General features: G+C 65.5%; 13 protein-coding genes and 2 pseudogenes. 4 read left to right on the top strand and 11 right to left on the bottom strand.

Features of this window, described 5'->3' with window-relative positions; translation table 11 throughout:
- Together FHT36_RS24460 and FHT36_RS12020 are read left to right on the top strand one after the other, a co-directional pair.
- A pseudogene (locus tag FHT36_RS24460) lies at positions 1 to 132 on the top strand (electron transfer flavoprotein subunit alpha/FixB family protein); the annotation flags it as partial.
- Positions 133 to 169: 37 nt separating this feature from the next.
- Positions 170 to 541, top strand: coding sequence for a cupin domain-containing protein (locus FHT36_RS12020; RefSeq protein ID WP_210257700.1), 372 nt, complete (start codon positions 170 to 172; stop codon positions 539 to 541).
- Positions 542 to 807: 266 nt separating this feature from the next.
- Here FHT36_RS12020 and FHT36_RS12015 read toward each other — a convergent pair whose 3' ends face one another.
- The 8 genes from FHT36_RS12015 to FHT36_RS11980 all read right to left on the bottom strand — a co-directional run bounded on the left by FHT36_RS12015 (position 808) and on the right by FHT36_RS11980 (position 10,031).
- Positions 808 to 1,518, bottom strand: a complete 711-nt coding sequence (locus FHT36_RS12015; protein ID WP_169122720.1) for an ABC transporter ATP-binding protein — start codon at positions 1,516 to 1,518, stop codon at positions 808 to 810.
- Positions 1,515 to 3,323, bottom strand: a complete 1,809-nt coding sequence (locus FHT36_RS12010; RefSeq protein ID WP_169122719.1) for an ABC transporter permease subunit — start codon at positions 3,321 to 3,323, stop codon at positions 1,515 to 1,517. The genes FHT36_RS12015 and FHT36_RS12010 overlap by 4 nt, the downstream gene beginning before the upstream one ends.
- Entirely contained in the window at positions 3,320 to 4,195 is an 876-nt protein-coding gene (locus FHT36_RS12005) for a branched-chain amino acid ABC transporter permease (RefSeq protein WP_169122718.1), read from the bottom strand. Before FHT36_RS12005 ends, FHT36_RS12010 begins: the two co-directional genes overlap by 4 nt.
- Before the next feature lie 17 nt (positions 4,196 to 4,212).
- The gene (locus FHT36_RS12000) at positions 4,213 to 5,427 is read right to left on the bottom strand and encodes an ABC transporter substrate-binding protein (RefSeq protein ID WP_169122717.1); all 1,215 of its coding nucleotides are present in this window, start codon (positions 5,425 to 5,427) and stop codon (positions 4,213 to 4,215) included.
- 362 nt (positions 5,428 to 5,789) lie between these two features.
- Positions 5,790 to 6,569: an IclR family transcriptional regulator gene (locus FHT36_RS11995; protein ID WP_169122716.1), complete on the bottom strand. Its 780-nt coding sequence runs from the start codon at positions 6,567 to 6,569 to the stop codon at positions 5,790 to 5,792.
- A gap of 166 nt (positions 6,570 to 6,735) precedes the next feature.
- Positions 6,736 to 7,215, bottom strand: a complete 480-nt coding sequence (locus tag FHT36_RS11990; protein WP_169122715.1) for a MaoC family dehydratase N-terminal domain-containing protein — start codon at positions 7,213 to 7,215, stop codon at positions 6,736 to 6,738.
- 43 nt (positions 7,216 to 7,258) lie between these two features.
- Entirely contained in the window at positions 7,259 to 8,389 is a 1,131-nt protein-coding gene (locus FHT36_RS11985) for an acyl-CoA dehydrogenase family protein (protein ID WP_246702168.1), read from the bottom strand.
- A 223-nt stretch (positions 8,390 to 8,612) separates the two neighbouring features.
- A complete protein-coding gene (locus FHT36_RS11980) occupies positions 8,613 to 10,031 on the bottom strand; it encodes a CaiB/BaiF CoA-transferase family protein (RefSeq protein ID WP_210257698.1) in 1,419 nt (472 codons plus the stop codon).
- 451 nt (positions 10,032 to 10,482) lie between these two features.
- On the opposite strand from FHT36_RS11980, the gene FHT36_RS11975 reads away from it, so the two are divergent.
- Positions 10,483 to 10,917: a PaaI family thioesterase gene (locus FHT36_RS11975; RefSeq protein WP_169122713.1), complete on the top strand. Its 435-nt coding sequence runs from the start codon at positions 10,483 to 10,485 to the stop codon at positions 10,915 to 10,917.
- Between the two features lie 160 nt (positions 10,918 to 11,077).
- Here FHT36_RS11975 and FHT36_RS11970 read toward each other — a convergent pair.
- The 3 genes and pseudogenes from FHT36_RS11970 to FHT36_RS11960 form a co-directional block, all read right to left on the bottom strand.
- Positions 11,078 to 11,812: pseudogene (locus tag FHT36_RS11970) on the bottom strand (MaoC/PaaZ C-terminal domain-containing protein); the annotation flags it as partial.
- Between the two features lie 122 nt (positions 11,813 to 11,934).
- Positions 11,935 to 12,855: an SDR family NAD(P)-dependent oxidoreductase gene (locus FHT36_RS11965; RefSeq protein ID WP_210257697.1), complete on the bottom strand. Its 921-nt coding sequence runs from the start codon at positions 12,853 to 12,855 to the stop codon at positions 11,935 to 11,937.
- Between the two features lie 11 nt (positions 12,856 to 12,866).
- Positions 12,867 to 13,631: an SDR family oxidoreductase gene (locus tag FHT36_RS11960; RefSeq protein WP_169122712.1), complete on the bottom strand. Its 765-nt coding sequence runs from the start codon at positions 13,629 to 13,631 to the stop codon at positions 12,867 to 12,869.
- Between the two features lie 282 nt (positions 13,632 to 13,913).
- On the opposite strand from FHT36_RS11960, the gene FHT36_RS11955 reads away from it, so the two are divergent.
- Positions 13,914 to 15,074, top strand: a complete 1,161-nt coding sequence (locus tag FHT36_RS11955; protein WP_169122711.1) for a thiolase domain-containing protein — start codon at positions 13,914 to 13,916, stop codon at positions 15,072 to 15,074.
- The last annotated feature ends 2 nt before the right edge of the window (positions 15,075 to 15,076 follow it).

Genomic DNA, 15,076 nt, shown 5'->3' with positions numbered 1-15,076 from the left:
TCCAAGGTCATCGTCGCCGTCAACAAGGACGAGGAAGCCCCCATCTTCCAGGTGGCCGACTACGGCCTCGTCGGCGATATCAACACCGTCATCCCCGAACTCAAGGCGGAAATCGCCAAGGTTAAGGGATGACATCCACACCCTGTCCCCTCAAACCCTGTGAGACCTCATGCTAAAGACCAGCCGTGGCCCGATCGAGATGGAGCCGTTCGATCTCGATACCGGATGGACTGAGCTTCCGGGCTTTCCCGAAGGACTGCTGGTCAAGTTCTTGGCTGATGATCTTGACGAGGAAGCCAAGAGCGGAGCCCGTACGCGCCTCGTCAAGTTCACACCGGGCGCATTCACCACGCACCCGCTGGTTCACGACTATTGGGAGGAAGTGGTGCTGCTGAGAGGCACGCTTAGGCTCAGCACCGGCGCCCCGCAGGGTGCCGACACGGCGCTGACGTATTCCTGCCGGCCGCCCGGAACATCGCACGGCCCCTTCCGCTCCGACGAAGGCTGCATCCTGCTCGAGTTTCAGTACTACCTGCGCTGATACCTTTTGGCACTTATTCCGGGGGCGGAACCTGTGCAGGAAGATCGTGACGCCGCATTGCTTCGCGCAAGATGCAGGCGATCATCGCCTCCACCTCCAGGCTCGCCGATGTCGCGCTCCTCCGTCACGCGCTGCAACTCGCGCTTCAGCCGGCGGACCTCAGCGGCCTGATCGTCATCGCGGACCACGGCGACAGGCTTGCCGAAGGCGTCCAGAAATCACGGGGTGGTTCACTAGAAAATTCCGGAGTTAGGGCCTAGGTCAGGTCATATTCCGAGATAGGCTTGGCGAACATGATCGGATTCGCGCAGTTCCGATGCTGTGCCAGAGAGTGCAATCGAGCCGTTCTCGACAACATAGGCCCGTGACACCAAACTCAAGGCGACGGGCACGTCCTGCTCCACCAGCAGCAAGGTTAGTCCCGATTGTACGAGACCCCGCAGGACCTCGTAGAGCTCTCGAACGACCAGCGGCGCCAATCCCAGGGAAGGTTCGTCCAACATCACCAGCCGGGGCCTGGACATGAGGGCCCGGCCGATGGCGACCATCTGCTGTTGGCCTCCAGACAACGTGCCGGCCGGGGCGTCACGCTTCGTGACCAGCATGGGGAAAATCCGCCAGATGTCGTCGAGGGCAGCCTCCCGCGCGGCCCGCGTGGGCAGGGGGGTGCCCCCGACCAGAAGGTTCTCCCGAACGCTGAGTGAGGGAAAGATGTGACGGGCTTCCGGCACCTGCACCAGGCCCGCATGGGGAATACGGTGGGCGGGCATGGCCAGGAGATCATGGCCATCGAACGAAATGGCGCCCGCAGTCGGGGTTATAAGACCCGAAATCGTGCGCAGAAGGGTCGATTTGCCTGCGCCGTTCGGGCCGAGGATCGCGACCGCTTCGCCCTCCGCGACTTCAAGGGAGACCTCGCTCAGGACCTGAAGCGATCCGTAGCCGGAGCGGATACCTTCGACGGAAAGTAGCGTCATCGTGCCTTGACCTTATCGAGCGGGGGAACAGCCGGCTCCTCGGTCGGACGGCCAAGATAGGCTTCCACGACGCGCGGGTCCCGGGCGACGTCACTCGGCACCCCTTCCGCAATCAGTTCCCCCGCGTCCAGCACGACGATGCGGTCCGACAGGGCCATGACAGCGCGGATGTGGTGTTCGATGAAGATCACCGTCACGCCCGAGTCGCGAATGGAGCGGATCAGCTCGATCGCGTCGTTGATCTCGCGGGGGGTGAGGCCCGCCATGATCTCGTCGAGAAGGATGAGCCGGGGACGGGTCGCCAGCGCCCGCGCGATCTCGAGGCGGCGCTGCACCGCGAGCGTGACATCCGCGCTCGCCATGTCGCGATACGGATCGAGGCGGGTGAGAGAGAGGACGGAGCCGGCGATGGCGGCGGCTTCCTCCTCGGGGCGGCCGACCAGAGCCGCCGCATAGACCGTTTCGGCAACGGTCAGCGTGGGAAAGGCGCGGGTGATCTGGAACGTCCGCCCGATGCCTGTTCGGCAGATCTCGTGGGAGGGCAGGCCGGCGATTTCCCGCCCGTCAAAGGTGATGCTGCCACTCGAGGGCTTGAGCGATCCGGCGAGCAGCGAAAACAGGGTTGTCTTGCCGGCGCCGTTCGGTCCGATGATGCCGAGGATCTCGCCCGATCGCACGTCGATCGACACATCCCGGACCGCGAACACGCCGCCGAAGTTCTTCGACACGCCGCTCGCCTTCAGAATTTCGCTGCCCTTGGCGGCGTCACTCCGACGGGCACCCGGCGCGGGACCTGCCGCCCGCGCGAGGTCGGGAAGCGAGAGTGCGCCACGCGTCACGCCGAAGCGTCTGAGGCCCGCGACGAGGCCCCCGGGGAAGCTCAGGATGGCGATCATGAGCGCGATACCGTAGATGAGGTGATGCGCGCTCGAACCCCCTGCATTGGCAAGCGCCGTCCGCAGATACTCGCCCGCCGGCACCAGCACCAGCGGGCCGAGCACAGGCCCGAGCAGGCTGCCGGCACCGCCGACGACGGCGAAGAGAAGCAGATAGATGGTGATCTCGACGCCAAACACCGATTGCGGATCGATGAAACCCGTGTGCTGGGCGCTGAAGGTGCCGGCCATTGCCGCGAAGAAGGCGCTGACCGCGAACGTGAACAGCTTGACCGCCATCGTGTTGATGCCGATGGCGCCGGCGGCGGCTTCGCTGTCGTGGATCGCGCGCCAGTAGAAGCCCAGCCGGCCGGAATACAGGATCTGGATGGTGGCCAGGGCGAATGTCGTCAGGGCGCCCGCCAGGAGCAGATAGCTCACCGGGCTGTCGAAGCGCATGTCCCACACGGATTGGCCGACCGCCGGAGGAAACAGGCCATTGGTTCCGCCAAGCGCCGGGATGCCGCTGACCGCGAAGAGCAGGACGTAGGACGATGCCAGCGTCAGGAGCGAGAAGACGAGCGGGCTAAGGCCCCTGCGGAATGGCAGGTACCCGACGATCATCGAGAACAGCGCCGCCAGCAGTCCGCCGATCAGCATGCCGAGCCACGGGCTGATGCCGTGGGCGGTTGCGAGATACACGGCGGTGTAGGCGCCCAATCCGAAGAAGGCGGAATGTCCGAACGAGACCTGACCGAGCAGTCCGCCGACCATGTTCCAGGATGCCGCAAGCAGGATCCAGCCGAGCAGGCCGACCATGATGCCGATCCAGTAGCCGTCCAGGAACAGCGCAGCCGCCGTGATGGCGAGCCACATGAGCACGAGGGCCGTCGCGGTCTGGCTGCGGACGAAGCGGGAGAGAATGGTCATGCTTCGCTCCCGCGTCCGAACAGGCCACGAGGGCGGGCCAGGAGAGCGAGACCGAACACCAGGTAGATGATGCCGGGCGCCGCGGGGTTGTTGAAGAGCGCGCTTGTCACGGCTTCGACGATGCCGATGAGCAGGCCGCCGACGAACGCGCCCCGCAGGTCGCCGAGCCCGCCGAGCACCACGACCATCAGCGACAGCAGGCTGTACTGGATGCCGGCGGTCGGCGTGAGCTGCGAGAAGGCCATGAGGCAGCCTGCCGGCACGGCGAGAAGCGCCGTGCACCCGACGAAGACCATCATCTGGACCGAACGTACAGGGATGCCGCAGAGAATGGCCATCGTCGGGTCCTGAGCCACCGCCCTCAGGCGGCGTCCGAATTCCGTGCTGAGGATGAACCAGGTGAGTGCCGCGCAAACGACGATGGAGATGAGGAACCCGATCAGCTCCGGCTTTCCGACCACCACGCCCGCGATCCGGAACGCCGCACCATCGAGTGACGTGCGCACGTTCAGAAGGTCTGCGCCGAACACCAGAAGCGCGGTGCTCTGGATCGCAAAGGAGAGGCCGAGCGTCACCTGTGCCTGCATCAGGGGACCGGCGCCGAGGACCCGCCGGATCAGCACGAAATAGACGGCGATGCCGATCAGGGCGAGAACGGGAGCCACAAGGATGATGGCGGCGTACGGGTTGATCCCGAAGGTGTGGTTGAGGATGACGATGCCGTACATGCCGGCCATCAGGAGGTCGCCGTGGGCGAAGTTCAGCACTCGCATCACGCCGAAGACGAGAGCCAGCGACATTGCGACGAGCGCATAGATGCCGCCGAGCAGCAGGCCGGAGATCACGGCCTGGAGGAGGGTTGCGAAGGACATGCGCTGGGTTTGCTCGTTCAGGGGAGCATGACGGGCTTGCCGACGGCAATGCTCGGAGGGAAGACGGTGACCTTGCGCTTGCCGTCGACCCACGCCGCTACGAGGTCTTCGGCGCCGAGGTTCCGTCCGTTCGCCGGATCGAAGCGGATGGAGCGGAAGGAGGTCACCGTTTCGTCGCCGGGAATGTCGAGCTTGCGGAAGGCGTCGCGCATCGAGGTTGTGGTCAGGTCCGGCGAGGCCTTGAGAGCTGCTTCCAGCGCGGCCTTCAGCGTGAAGATGGCGGCGTAGCAGGTGCCGGCATAGCTGGACGGCTCAGTGCCGAACTTCTTCAGGTAGGCATTGCGGAATGCCGCGGCGCGCTTGATGTCGGGGTTGAAGTAGTCGACGTTCACGACGTGAAGCTGCTCGATGATGGCAGGATCGACCAGTTCCGGCAGGCGCGGATCGCCCATGCCGCCGCCGATGCCGAGCACGTAGGGCTTGAAGTCGAGCTGGCGTGCCGCCTTCATCCCGGCCACCACATCCTCTGTATAGCCGATCCAGATGACGAGCTCGGGCGTGCTGTCCTGAACCTTGCGCATCACCGGCAGCAGGTTGCGGTCGGCACGGTTGTAGGTCGTCTCGCTGACCACCTTCACGCCATTGGCATCCATGAGCTTGCGAAGGCGCTCGCCGGTGCCCGCGCCGCGGGGGCTATCCTCATAGAGCAGGGCGATCCGACGTTCGGCGAGGGGCTTAGCGCCGGTGGCCGTCTTCATGTAGGCGAACGCGGTGGCCGCCTCGTCGTCGCTGCTCATCTGGTGGGAGAAATACCATTTGTAGCCGCGGGCCAGGATATCGGCCGATACCGCGGAGCCGTTGAGCAGGGGAACCTGCGCGGACTCGGCGAACTGGGCGGCGCCCGAGGTGCCCGCGCTGATGTCGCAGGCGAGCACGACCGGAGCACGTCCTTCGCGTGTCAGTCGCTCCATTTCGCGCCGCGCGATCTCGGGCCGGCCCTGGGTATCCACGATTTCGAGCTGGAGGGGCCGCCCGCCGATGCCGCCCGCCGCATTGATGATGTCCTGGGCGACCTCTGCGGCCTTCTTGGAATCCTGTCCCAATACCGCGATCGAGCCGGTCAGCGGCGTGATCATCGGCAGCCGTATGGGTTCCTGCGCCCGCGTTTCCTGGACGAGAAGCGTCGACGCCGCAAGTGCAAGGCCTGCATAAAGGCAATGGCGCAATCTCATCATCTTCCCCTGGGGCTGTGTGACGTTGGTGTGAGTGTCCACTGGGGAGGCTGAGCGGGACAAGCCGAAGGGGGGGATCAACACCAATGTGCGATTTCCCGCGGTCGGGGGCACGGAGCGGGGCGGGGGCAGGAGCGCCGCGGCCCGCCACGCGCACGATCCGCCGCGACCCACCGCTCCCGCTCATAGGGGCGCCCACCTCTTGCCGGGCGGAAGTGGCCTCCCGCCCGGGCCAGGCCAGCTCCTATCCCTTAACCTTGGCGATTTCCGCCTTGAGCCGGTGCGCAGCCGGGATCTAAGCGACATATATGCGCTTATGCAGGTCGCGGGCGATCCTGTTCGGGCTCCGCAGGGCCAAGGGATCAAGCGACGGCTTCCACTTGGCGATGTCCCAGCGCCTGTGAGGCCCGGCCACCGGCCAGAACCGCTTCCTGTCGCAGGAGCGTCCGGTTGTGATCGGCACGCGCAGCCGGGGCGGCGACGAGGAGCGCGGCAACCACCGTGCCTTCGGCGTCGCGCACCGGCACGGCGATCCCCGCCGCCCCTTCAACGGCTTCGTTCGAGCTGAAGGCGACGCCTGTGCGCCGGATCTCCGCGATGATCTGGCGCAGCTCGGGCACCGTCGTCACGGTGCGGGCGGTGAGCGGCTTGAGGTCGGCCGTCTTGAAATAGGATTCACGCCAGTCTTCAGGCTGGAAGGCCAGCAGGAGGCGGCCGGCCGCGGAACAGTAGAGCGGGCGCGTGAGACCGGCAGGGACCGAATAGCGGACCAGCTGGGGGCTCTCGATCACGTCCACATAGGCTGCGAGGGCGGCTGCGCGGTCGAGCACCGCGACGATGACCGTTTCTTGCGTCGCCGCCGCCAGATCGTGCGCGAACTGGCGGATCAGGGAGGGTTGCCTGCGCGTAGATATGATGCCCGACGCGAGGCTGAAGGCCCGCGAGCCCAGAGTGTAGACGCCGTGTGCAGAGCAGAGGTAGTCTTGTGCCACCAGTGGGCGCAGCAAGTTCAGCAGGCTGCTTTTGGGAGATTCGAGAAGCACGCTCAGGCGCGCCAGTGTCAATCCCTCAGGATTCCGAGAAATGATCTCGAAGATCCCTAAAATTCTCAGCGTAGACTTCGGTGCGCTTTCGATCACCATGATATATTCACTGCTTCGAAGGAAAGACAGCCGGTGTTGCCGGGCCGCGCAGGCCTTGAGAACGATTAGTCCACCTCCAATCGTGCAGCAACCCGCCGTCCGGCCCTCGGGCGGGCCAGTATCCCCGATAGGTCGAGCACGCGAATGCTCTCCGGCGGCAGGGCGCTCATGCAGCCTGCTCCCGGCCATCGGTCCGGGCTTTCACCATGCGCGCCGGCGTGTAGATCATCACGATATCCCCGCGCTGGTTCCGGACCACATTACGCGTACGCACGATGCCGCGGTTGGGGCGGGATTTCGACCGGCGCGACTCGATGACTTCGACCTCCACATGAATGGTGTCGCCGGCGATCGAGGGCCCCTTGATCTCCAGGTCCATATTGAGGAAGGCGAAGCCGGTGTGCTGCATGGAGCACTGGGTCAAAAGCCCCTCCATGAAGGTGAAGACCAGCGCCCCCGGTGCCACGCGTCCCTTGATGTCGGATTCCTTCGCCTGGAACTCGAAATCCGTGAACAGCACTTCCGTCATGCCCGTGCAGGTGACGAAGTTGATGATGTCGGTCTCGGTGATGGTTCGCCCGATGGTCTTGAAGCTACGCCCAACAGGAAGATCTTCATAGTAAAGTCCGAGGCCAAGGACGTTCATTTTCGCTCTCTCCTTCAAAATCTGCTGAAGCCGGGCAGCGTGCTCAGTCGAGCACGTTACGGGCGACGATGTTGCGCTGGATCTGGTTCGTACCTTCGATGATCTGGAGTACCTTCGCGTCGCGGAAGTATCTGTTGATCGGATATTCGTTGGACACACCTGCCGCGCCGAAAAGCTGCACGGCGTCGGTTGCGACCTTCATGGCGGTGTCGGTGGCGTGGCATTTCGAGATGGCCGACAATTGGGCGAGGGCCTTGCCCGTCACGCCAGCGTCGACTGCCGCCGCCGCCTCATAGACGAGGTTCCGCGAAGCCTGGGTCTGGATGACCATGTCGGCGATCATCCAGCGCACGCCCTGGAAGTCCGAGACCGCTTGCCCGAACGCCCGGCGCGACTTGATGAATTCGATCGTGTGGTCGATCGCGCCCTGGGCGAGGCCGACGCCCCGTGCGCCGATGATGGGGCGCGAATCGTTGAGGGCTGCCATGGCGACGCGAAATCCCGTCTCTTCATCGCCGAGCATCGCTTCCGCAGGCAGGTAGCAATTGTCGAAGAAGAGGGCATGAGAGGGCACGCCGCGTGCGCCGATCTTGTCTTCCTTGCGACCGACCTCGAAGCCGGGAGTTCCCTTCTCCACGACGAAGAGATTGATCTTGCCGCGCTGGTCGTCTTCGCCCGTGCGCGCCGCGACGAGCACGAAGTCGGCCATGCCGGAATTGGTGCACCAGATCTTCGAGCCGCTCAGCCGCCAGCCTTGGCCGTCGCGTTTTGCACGGGTGCGGATGCCGGCCACGTCCGAGCCGCTCTGGGGCTCGGTCAGCGAAAGCGCCCCGCGCAGATCACCCGAGGCGAGACCCGGCAGATACTTCTGCTTCTGCTCCGGCGTGCCGCCGGCGAGGATCGCACCGATCGGAACCCACTGAACGACGAGGAGATAGGCTGTGTTGTAGCAGACGCGCCCGAGTTCCTCGACGGCCACGCAGGCCGACAGCATGCTGCCGGTGCCACCATATTCGGGGGGAAAGGGCAGGGTGAAGAGCCCGAGCTCCCGGATGAGCTTGAACATGTCATGCGGATATTCGGCCGTGAGGTCGATCTCCTGCGCCCGGGGGGCGACCCGCTCGCGGGCAACCCGTCGCACGAGGTTCTGCACCTGAATCTGATCTTCGTTCAACCACCCGCTCACAGCCGTCCTCCCGCATGTCGGCACAACGTCCCTGACCCAGGCCGCCGCCGTGCGGGGGCGAGCATGTCCCCGGGGCGAATGCAGTCCCGAATTGCTTAGCGGAGCGGATTCACAGCGGCCATGTGATCGGGCCATTCCGCGCATATGTGGAGCTTGCGTCCCGTCGCGGCGAAGCGAGGAGCACAGACCGGTGCGCCGTGTCCTGCTTCCCTCAGCCCGCCGCCGACGATACCCCGGCGGTGGGCGCGTGCATTTCGGCGGTCGCGGCTCGCCGTTCCGCCCGAAGTTGTTCGATGACCTCTTGGGTGTGCTCGCCGAGCCGGGGCGGCAGGCGGCGCACGCCAGCGGGAGTGCGAGAGAAGTGCGTGGGCACGGCCATGGTCACGAACCGCCCCTCGGTGGGATGCTCCTCCCGGTGAAAGAAGTTGGTCTCCGCGAGGTAGGGATCGTTGTAGATCTGCTCCAGGGTCATCACCGGCCCGTTGGGAATGTCGGCGGCATCGAGGCGCTGGCGCCAGTCTTCGGTCGTGCGCTTCGCCATCGCTTCGGTCAGGATGCCATAGAGCGTGTCGATGTTCCGGGAGCGGGGCGCGATCTCGGTGAACCGGGGATCCCCGAGGAGGTCCTGCCGGTCGATCGCCCCGAACATGCGCCGCCATTGCTCATCCGTGTTGGCCAGAAGGCAGATGTAGCCATCGAGGGTGCGGTAGGGCCGCCGATGCGGGGTCAGCATGCGGCTGTAGCCGAGGCCGAGCTCCGGCTGGTCGAGGACGCCCCCCCACAAATGCTCCAGCATGTTGAACCCGACCATGGTCTCCATCATCGGGACGTGTACCTGCTGGCCGAGGCCCGTTCGCTCTCGCGCATAGAGAGCCATGCCGATGGAGGAGGCCAGCACGTAGCCGCACAGCTTGTCGCAGATCACGGTCGGAAAATAGCGGGGCTCGCCGGTCGCCTGGCCGTTAAGCGCGGCAATGCCGCTCACGCCCTGGATCACGTCATCGAACGCCGGCCATTCGGCGCGCGACGACCCCTGCCGGTAGCCCCCGGCCGAGGCATAGACGATGCGCGGGTTGCGCGCGGCCAACGCCTCATAGTCGATGCCGAGGCGGCGCGCTGCCCCGAGCCGCATGGAGTGGACAAAGACATCGGCGCTTTCGGCGAGATCCAGCAGCATTGCCAGGCTCTCCGGCTGCTTGAGGTCGAGCACGACGGAGCGCTTGTTGCGGTTGATATTGAGGAAGAAGGTCCCCATGCCTTCGCTGCGCGAAGGCCCCACGAAACGTGTGTAGTCGCCTTCGGGGGCCTCGATCTTGATGACATCCGCGCCCATGTCGCCAAGGATCTGAGTGGAGACGGGGCCGAGCACATTCACGGTCAGGTCGAGAACCCGGATGCCGGCGAGCGGACCCACTGCCGGAGTCACTTCGTCGTGGTTCAATGGTGTGGCTTCGGACATGGATGGCCCCGGATCTGACTTTTCTGCCATGACGTGCGGCGGGCGAAGATCCCGGCCGCGTCGATTTGAAGGTGTCGCAATCGATACCGTGTCTGGAATGCGGAACGGCCTCGCCTTTTTGCCGGTTCGATTCCGCCACACCACAGAAAGGCGCCCGGTCCCCGCGATCAACCGGGAACGCCCAGCCGCCGAGGATGAACACGCATGTGTGGCCCGTCGAAGCCGTGCGGAGTGCGCATATGCGTGCGATCGACCACCCCGAGATTGACCTTCACGGACTGTCGAGGGCTGTCCGGGTGCAAGGTCGTGAAAGCGTCTTCGGTTCGATGAGAACACCGAAGCATGGCTCCGGATTTGTTTTGTCTGCCGAGTGCCATGGTCCTGCTGGACCCGCCCGCGATCCGGCTCTTCTCAAGCGAGCACACATATGGGGTTTTGCCGGCGGGGGAGTGGACAGAAGCGCGCCACACCACCGAGGTTCGGTGGTTGACGGGGCGCGGGGTCATCGCTCGCCAAGCCGTTCGGAGTTTCTCATGATCGCTTTGGAGCACAGGGCGTACCGCCGGCCGGGCCCCCTTCCGTTGCCTCTGCAATGCCCCCGCCGCCAACGGACGAGGGCCGCATGAACGCCTCCGTGACAGGAGCTTTCCACGACCTGGCCAGAATCCAGGACCGCCTCGATCGCACGCCGTTCAACGCCTGGCTTGCGCTGCGCGCGGTATCCGCCTCGCCCGACGGCGTCGTGTTCGAACTCAAGGCGCGGCAGGAGTTCGTTTCCACGCCGGAGCGCCAGATCGTCCATGGCGGTGTCCTGGCGAGCCTGCTCGATGCGGCGGCGATCTACGCGGTCATCACCGCGACCGGTTGCCTTCAGACGACCGTGGATTTGCGTGTGGATTACCACGCGACGGCGGCCGTGGGGTTACTCCGCGCGCGCGGCAAGCTCGTTCGGCTTGGCAAGAGCCTCTCTTGCTCCGACGCGCGTGTCGAAGACGAGGCCGGCAAGCTGGTGGCGAGCGGGCGCGGAACCTTCCTCAATATCGGTCTGCCGGCCTGAGCGTTCTTCCGGGGAGCCAATCGCGTCTGCGATCCTCGGTGAGCAACGCAGCCGGCGGACCCCAGAGTGCGGATGCCCAGAAGAACAATGGCCGCGGATCTCATCCGCGGCCATTCGGGGTTCGTTTCTTTTCAGACTCTTTGACGTCGCAAGTCCTCGATCAGCCGATTTCCGCGCGGCCGTTGCCGATGGCGACGACACCGCGCTCGACGGAGCGGGCCTCGAAGCTGACGACGCAGCCGTCCCGCCAGATGCTCACCGCGAAGGTCTCTCCAGGGAAGACCGGTGCCGTGAAGCGCGCAGAGATCGCCCGCAATCGCGTCGGATCGTAGTCGCAGACGCTTTTGAGGATCGCATGTCCCGTCACGCCATAGGTGGCGAGCCCGTGGAGGATCGGCTGCGGGAACCCCGCCTTGGCCGCCACGTCGGGATCGCTGTGGAGCGGATTATAGTCGCCGCTCAGCCGGTACATGAGTGCCGCGTTGGGGTTGGTCCTCAGTTCGCAGATCACGTCCGGTGAGCGTTCGGGCATCTTGTGCGGCGCCGGCGTCGGCCGGGCGGGGCCGCCGAAGCCTCCGTCGCCGCGGCAGAAGTTGCTCTGAGTGATGCTGGCGATGCGCTCGCCCGTCACCACGTCGATCAACTCCCGCGCAGACACCACCACCGCGCCCTTGCCTGCGCCCTTGTCGATCACTTCGACAACGCGGGAGCGGGTGACGACAGTGCCTTCCGCCGGCAGCGGTCGGTGAAGCACGAGGCCTTGCTCGCCATGAACCACCTTCACGTAATCGATACCCGTGTCGAGGTCGCGCATCCACGAGCCGGGGCTCGCCAGAACGACGGCCATGGTCGGCAGGGCCGCGAGAGCCTTCTCGTAGACGAAGCGCAAGTGCTCGCGGCTGGTCGGATCGTGGCCGAGGCCGACGCCCTAGGCATAGAGCATCGTGTCGCGCGCTGTGTAGGTCTGCCGCACGTCGGGGATGGCCAGCGTCACGAGCTTTTCGTAATCGATGGCCATCAGACCGGATCCCAGGTGAAGACGTCGCTGGACCGCTCGAGCGGCGTCAGGCCTGCGGCGAAGGCGCCCTTCGCAACGGAGGCCACCAGCTCCGGTGTCCACCCGTCCGAAATCTGCACGGAACGGATGGGGCGCGGCTGGCTGAACAGATAGAGTTCGTTGTTGCGGACCCCGAAGATCTGGCCCGAGACGTCGATCGCCTTGTCCGACGCCAGCCAGACGGCCAGCGGGGCGATCTTTTCGGGGGTCATCTGCTGGAAGCGTTTGACCCGCTGGCGCTGCTCTTCGGTTTCCGTGGGCAGGGAACTGGTCATCCGGCTCCACGCGAAGGGAGCGATGCAGTTGGAGCGCACGTTGTAGCGCTGCATGTCCAGGGCGATTGCCCGCGAAAGGCCGACGATGCCCATCTTGGCGGCCATGTAGTTCGCCTGGCCGAAATTGCCGATGAGTCCGGATGTGGACGTCATGTGTACATATGCGCCGCCGTTCTGCTCCCGGAACTGGGTTGCGGCTGCACGGCTGAGCAGGAAGCTGCCCATGAGGTGCACCTGGATAACATCGGTCCAGTCCACGTAGCTCATCTTGTGGAACATGGTGTCGCGCAGGATGCCTGCGTTATTCACGACGGCGTCGAGACGACCGAAGCGTTCCACCGCGGCGGCGACGATCCGCTCGCCATTTGCCGGTTCCACGATGGAGAGCGTGCTCGCGAGCGCCTCGCCGCCCATCGCCTCGATCTCCGCGACGACCTCCTGTGCGGGGCCGGCGTCCTGGCCGCTGCCCGCGAGACTCGCACCGATGTCGACGACGACCACGGCTGCCCCCTCCGCAGCCATGCCGAGGGCAATCGCGCGGCCGATGCCTCGTCCTCCACCGGTGACGACGGCGACCTTTCCGGCCATCATCTTTTGCGTGTGCATTGCGATCGTCCTCAGCCGTGCATCGTGAGGCCGCCCGAGACGCTGATGGTCTGGCCGGTGATGAAGGCGGCGTCGTCGGAGAGCAGGAAGGCGATCATGCCCGGATAGTCATCGGGCCGGCCCAGCCGTCCGAGCGGGATCGCCCGTGCCAAACCTTCCGCGATCTTGCCGCCTGCGGGGGAGCTCTTGGCAAACTCGTCGAACAGCGGCGTGTCCGTGGGGCCGGGGCAGACCACGTTCAGGGTCACGTTCTTGCGCGCCATTTCGCGGGCCATCGTCTTGGTGAAAGAGGCGATGCCCCCCTTGCATGCGGAATAGACGGCCTCGCCGGAAGAGCCGACCCGACCCGCATCGGATGCGATGGAGACGACGCGGCCGAAACCGCGTTGCGCCATGCGTGGCACGACGACGTGATGAAGGTTCAGCGCGCCGTACAGATTGATGGCGATGACCTTGTCCCAGAAGGCCTGGTCGGTATCGAGGAAGGGGATTGGCTTGTCCCAGCCGGCGACGTTGGCGAGCAGCTCGACCGGCCCCGCCTCCGCCTCGAATGCGTCGACCGCCGCGGCGACGGCGTCGCGATCGGCGATGTCACAGGCATAGGCGATGGCCTTGCCGGAACCCGCGGCAAGGCGCGCCGTTTCCTGAGCACCCGCGAGGTCGCGGTCGAGGACACCGACGACACATCCCTCCTCGACCAGACGCAACACAGTTGCACGGCCGATGCCGCTTGCTCCGCCCGTCAGAATGACGCGGCGACCCTCGAGACCTCGCATCGCAAACCACTCCCTGTCGCATTTGCATGGGGAGACGAACGCGCCCCAGCCGGCACGTCCACCCAAGCTCGATCCTGGTGAACACCCGCACCTGTCGCCCGGACCCCCGGCGCGTCATGCGGCTCGCTGTGCGAAAGTGGCTGCGCTTGCCCCCTGCGCCAAGACCTTGTGGGCGTGCAGCGCCGCTTCAACACGTATGTGGAGGTCGCGTCCTTCTCGCCAGACGCACTGTCGTGTCCGCGTCCCAGGAAATATCGTCCGGTCATCTCACCGGAGCGGCTCATGCAGGAAGGCGCGTTCATCGTCGGGGCGTTCGAGCATCCGACGCGCAGGGCACCGGACAAGACGATCGCGCAGCTTCATGCCGAAGTGGCCGCCGGCGCCCTCGCCGATGCCGGTCTTTCGCTTGCCGATGTGGACGGCTACTTCTGCGCGGGCGACGCGCCCGGCATGGGGCCGCTGACCATGGCGGATTATCTCGGCCTGCGCGTGCGGCACTACGACAGCACGGACGTCGGCGGCTGCTCCTACATCGCCCATGTGGCCCATGCCGCGCAGGCCATCGCCGCCGGCAAGTGCAACGTCGCGCTCATCACCCTCGCGGGTCGTCCGCGGAGCGAGGGCCTGACCACCATGCCCATGCGCACGCCGGACGAGCGCAATCCCGATTCCACCTGGGAGATCCATTTCGGAATCCAGACCGTCAACATGTACGCCATGGTCGCCATGCGTCACATGTACGAGTTCGGAACCACGCCGGAACAGCTTGCATGGATCAAGGTCGCGGCGTCGCACCATGCGCAGCACAATCCGGATGCGATGCTGCGCGATGTCGTCTCTGTCGAGGACGTCGTGAACTCGCCGATGGTTGCCGATCCGCTCCACCGGCTGGACTGCTGTGTCGTCAGCGACGGCGGGGGTGCCCTGATCGTCACCCGACCTGAAATCGCACGCTCGCTCAAGCGGCCGCTGGTCGCCGTGCGGGGCTGCGGCGAAAGCATGAAAGGCACGTTTGGCGGCGACGTGGACCTGACCTGGTCGGCGGCGCGCGTGTCCGGTGCGGCCGCCTTTGCCGAAGCGGGCGTCGTGCCAGGCGATATCAAATACGCCTCCGTCTACGACAGCTTCACCATCACCGTCCTGATGCAGCTCGAAGATCTGGGGTTCTGCGCCAAGGGGGCGGGCGGACGTTTCGTCTCCGACGGAAGTCTGATCTCGGGCATCGGCCGGCTGCCCTTCAATACCGACGGAGGCGGGTTGTGCAGCAACCATCCCGCCAATCGGGGCGGCATCACGAAGGTGATCGAGGCGGTTCGCCAGGCGCGGGGGGAAGCGCATCCCGCGGTGCAGGTGAAGACGGCCGATCTTGTCATCGCCTCCGGCATCGGCGGGCACCTCGGCGCGCGTCATGCCGCAGCGACCCTCATCCTCGAAAGGCATTGATC

Origin of the sequence: Xanthobacter sp. SG618, assembly GCF_012932745.1 — a bacterium.
In the GTDB taxonomy this organism is placed as follows: Bacteria; Pseudomonadota; Alphaproteobacteria; order Rhizobiales; family Xanthobacteraceae; genus Xanthobacter; species Xanthobacter flavus.
This window is presented reverse-complemented; position numbering and strand designations above follow the sequence as displayed.

Bases quoted from the DNA above. Each gene is read 5' to 3' on its own strand.
- FHT36_RS12020 (WP_210257700.1), top strand. From the start codon at position 170: ATGCTAAAGACCAGCCGTGGCCCGATCGAGATGGAGCCGTTCGATCTC.
- FHT36_RS12015 (WP_169122720.1), bottom strand. From the start codon at position 1,518: ATGACGCTACTTTCCGTCGAAGGTATCCGCTCCGGCTACGGATCGCTT.
- FHT36_RS12010 (WP_169122719.1), bottom strand. From the start codon at position 3,323: ATGACCATTCTCTCCCGCTTCGTCCGCAGCCAGACCGCGACGGCCCTC.
- FHT36_RS12005 (WP_169122718.1), bottom strand. From the start codon at position 4,195: ATGTCCTTCGCAACCCTCCTCCAGGCCGTGATCTCCGGCCTGCTGCTC.
- FHT36_RS12000 (WP_169122717.1), bottom strand. From the start codon at position 5,427: ATGAGATTGCGCCATTGCCTTTATGCAGGCCTTGCACTTGCGGCGTCG.
- FHT36_RS11995 (WP_169122716.1), bottom strand. From the start codon at position 6,569: ATGGTGATCGAAAGCGCACCGAAGTCTACGCTGAGAATTTTAGGGATC.
- FHT36_RS11990 (WP_169122715.1), bottom strand. From the start codon at position 7,215: ATGAACGTCCTTGGCCTCGGACTTTACTATGAAGATCTTCCTGTTGGG.
- FHT36_RS11975 (WP_169122713.1), top strand. From the start codon at position 10,483: ATGAACGCCTCCGTGACAGGAGCTTTCCACGACCTGGCCAGAATCCAG.
- FHT36_RS11965 (WP_210257697.1), bottom strand. From the start codon at position 12,855: ATGCACACGCAAAAGATGATGGCCGGAAAGGTCGCCGTCGTCACCGGT.
- FHT36_RS11960 (WP_169122712.1), bottom strand. From the start codon at position 13,631: ATGCGAGGTCTCGAGGGTCGCCGCGTCATTCTGACGGGCGGAGCAAGC.
- FHT36_RS11955 (WP_169122711.1), top strand. From the start codon at position 13,914: ATGCAGGAAGGCGCGTTCATCGTCGGGGCGTTCGAGCATCCGACGCGC.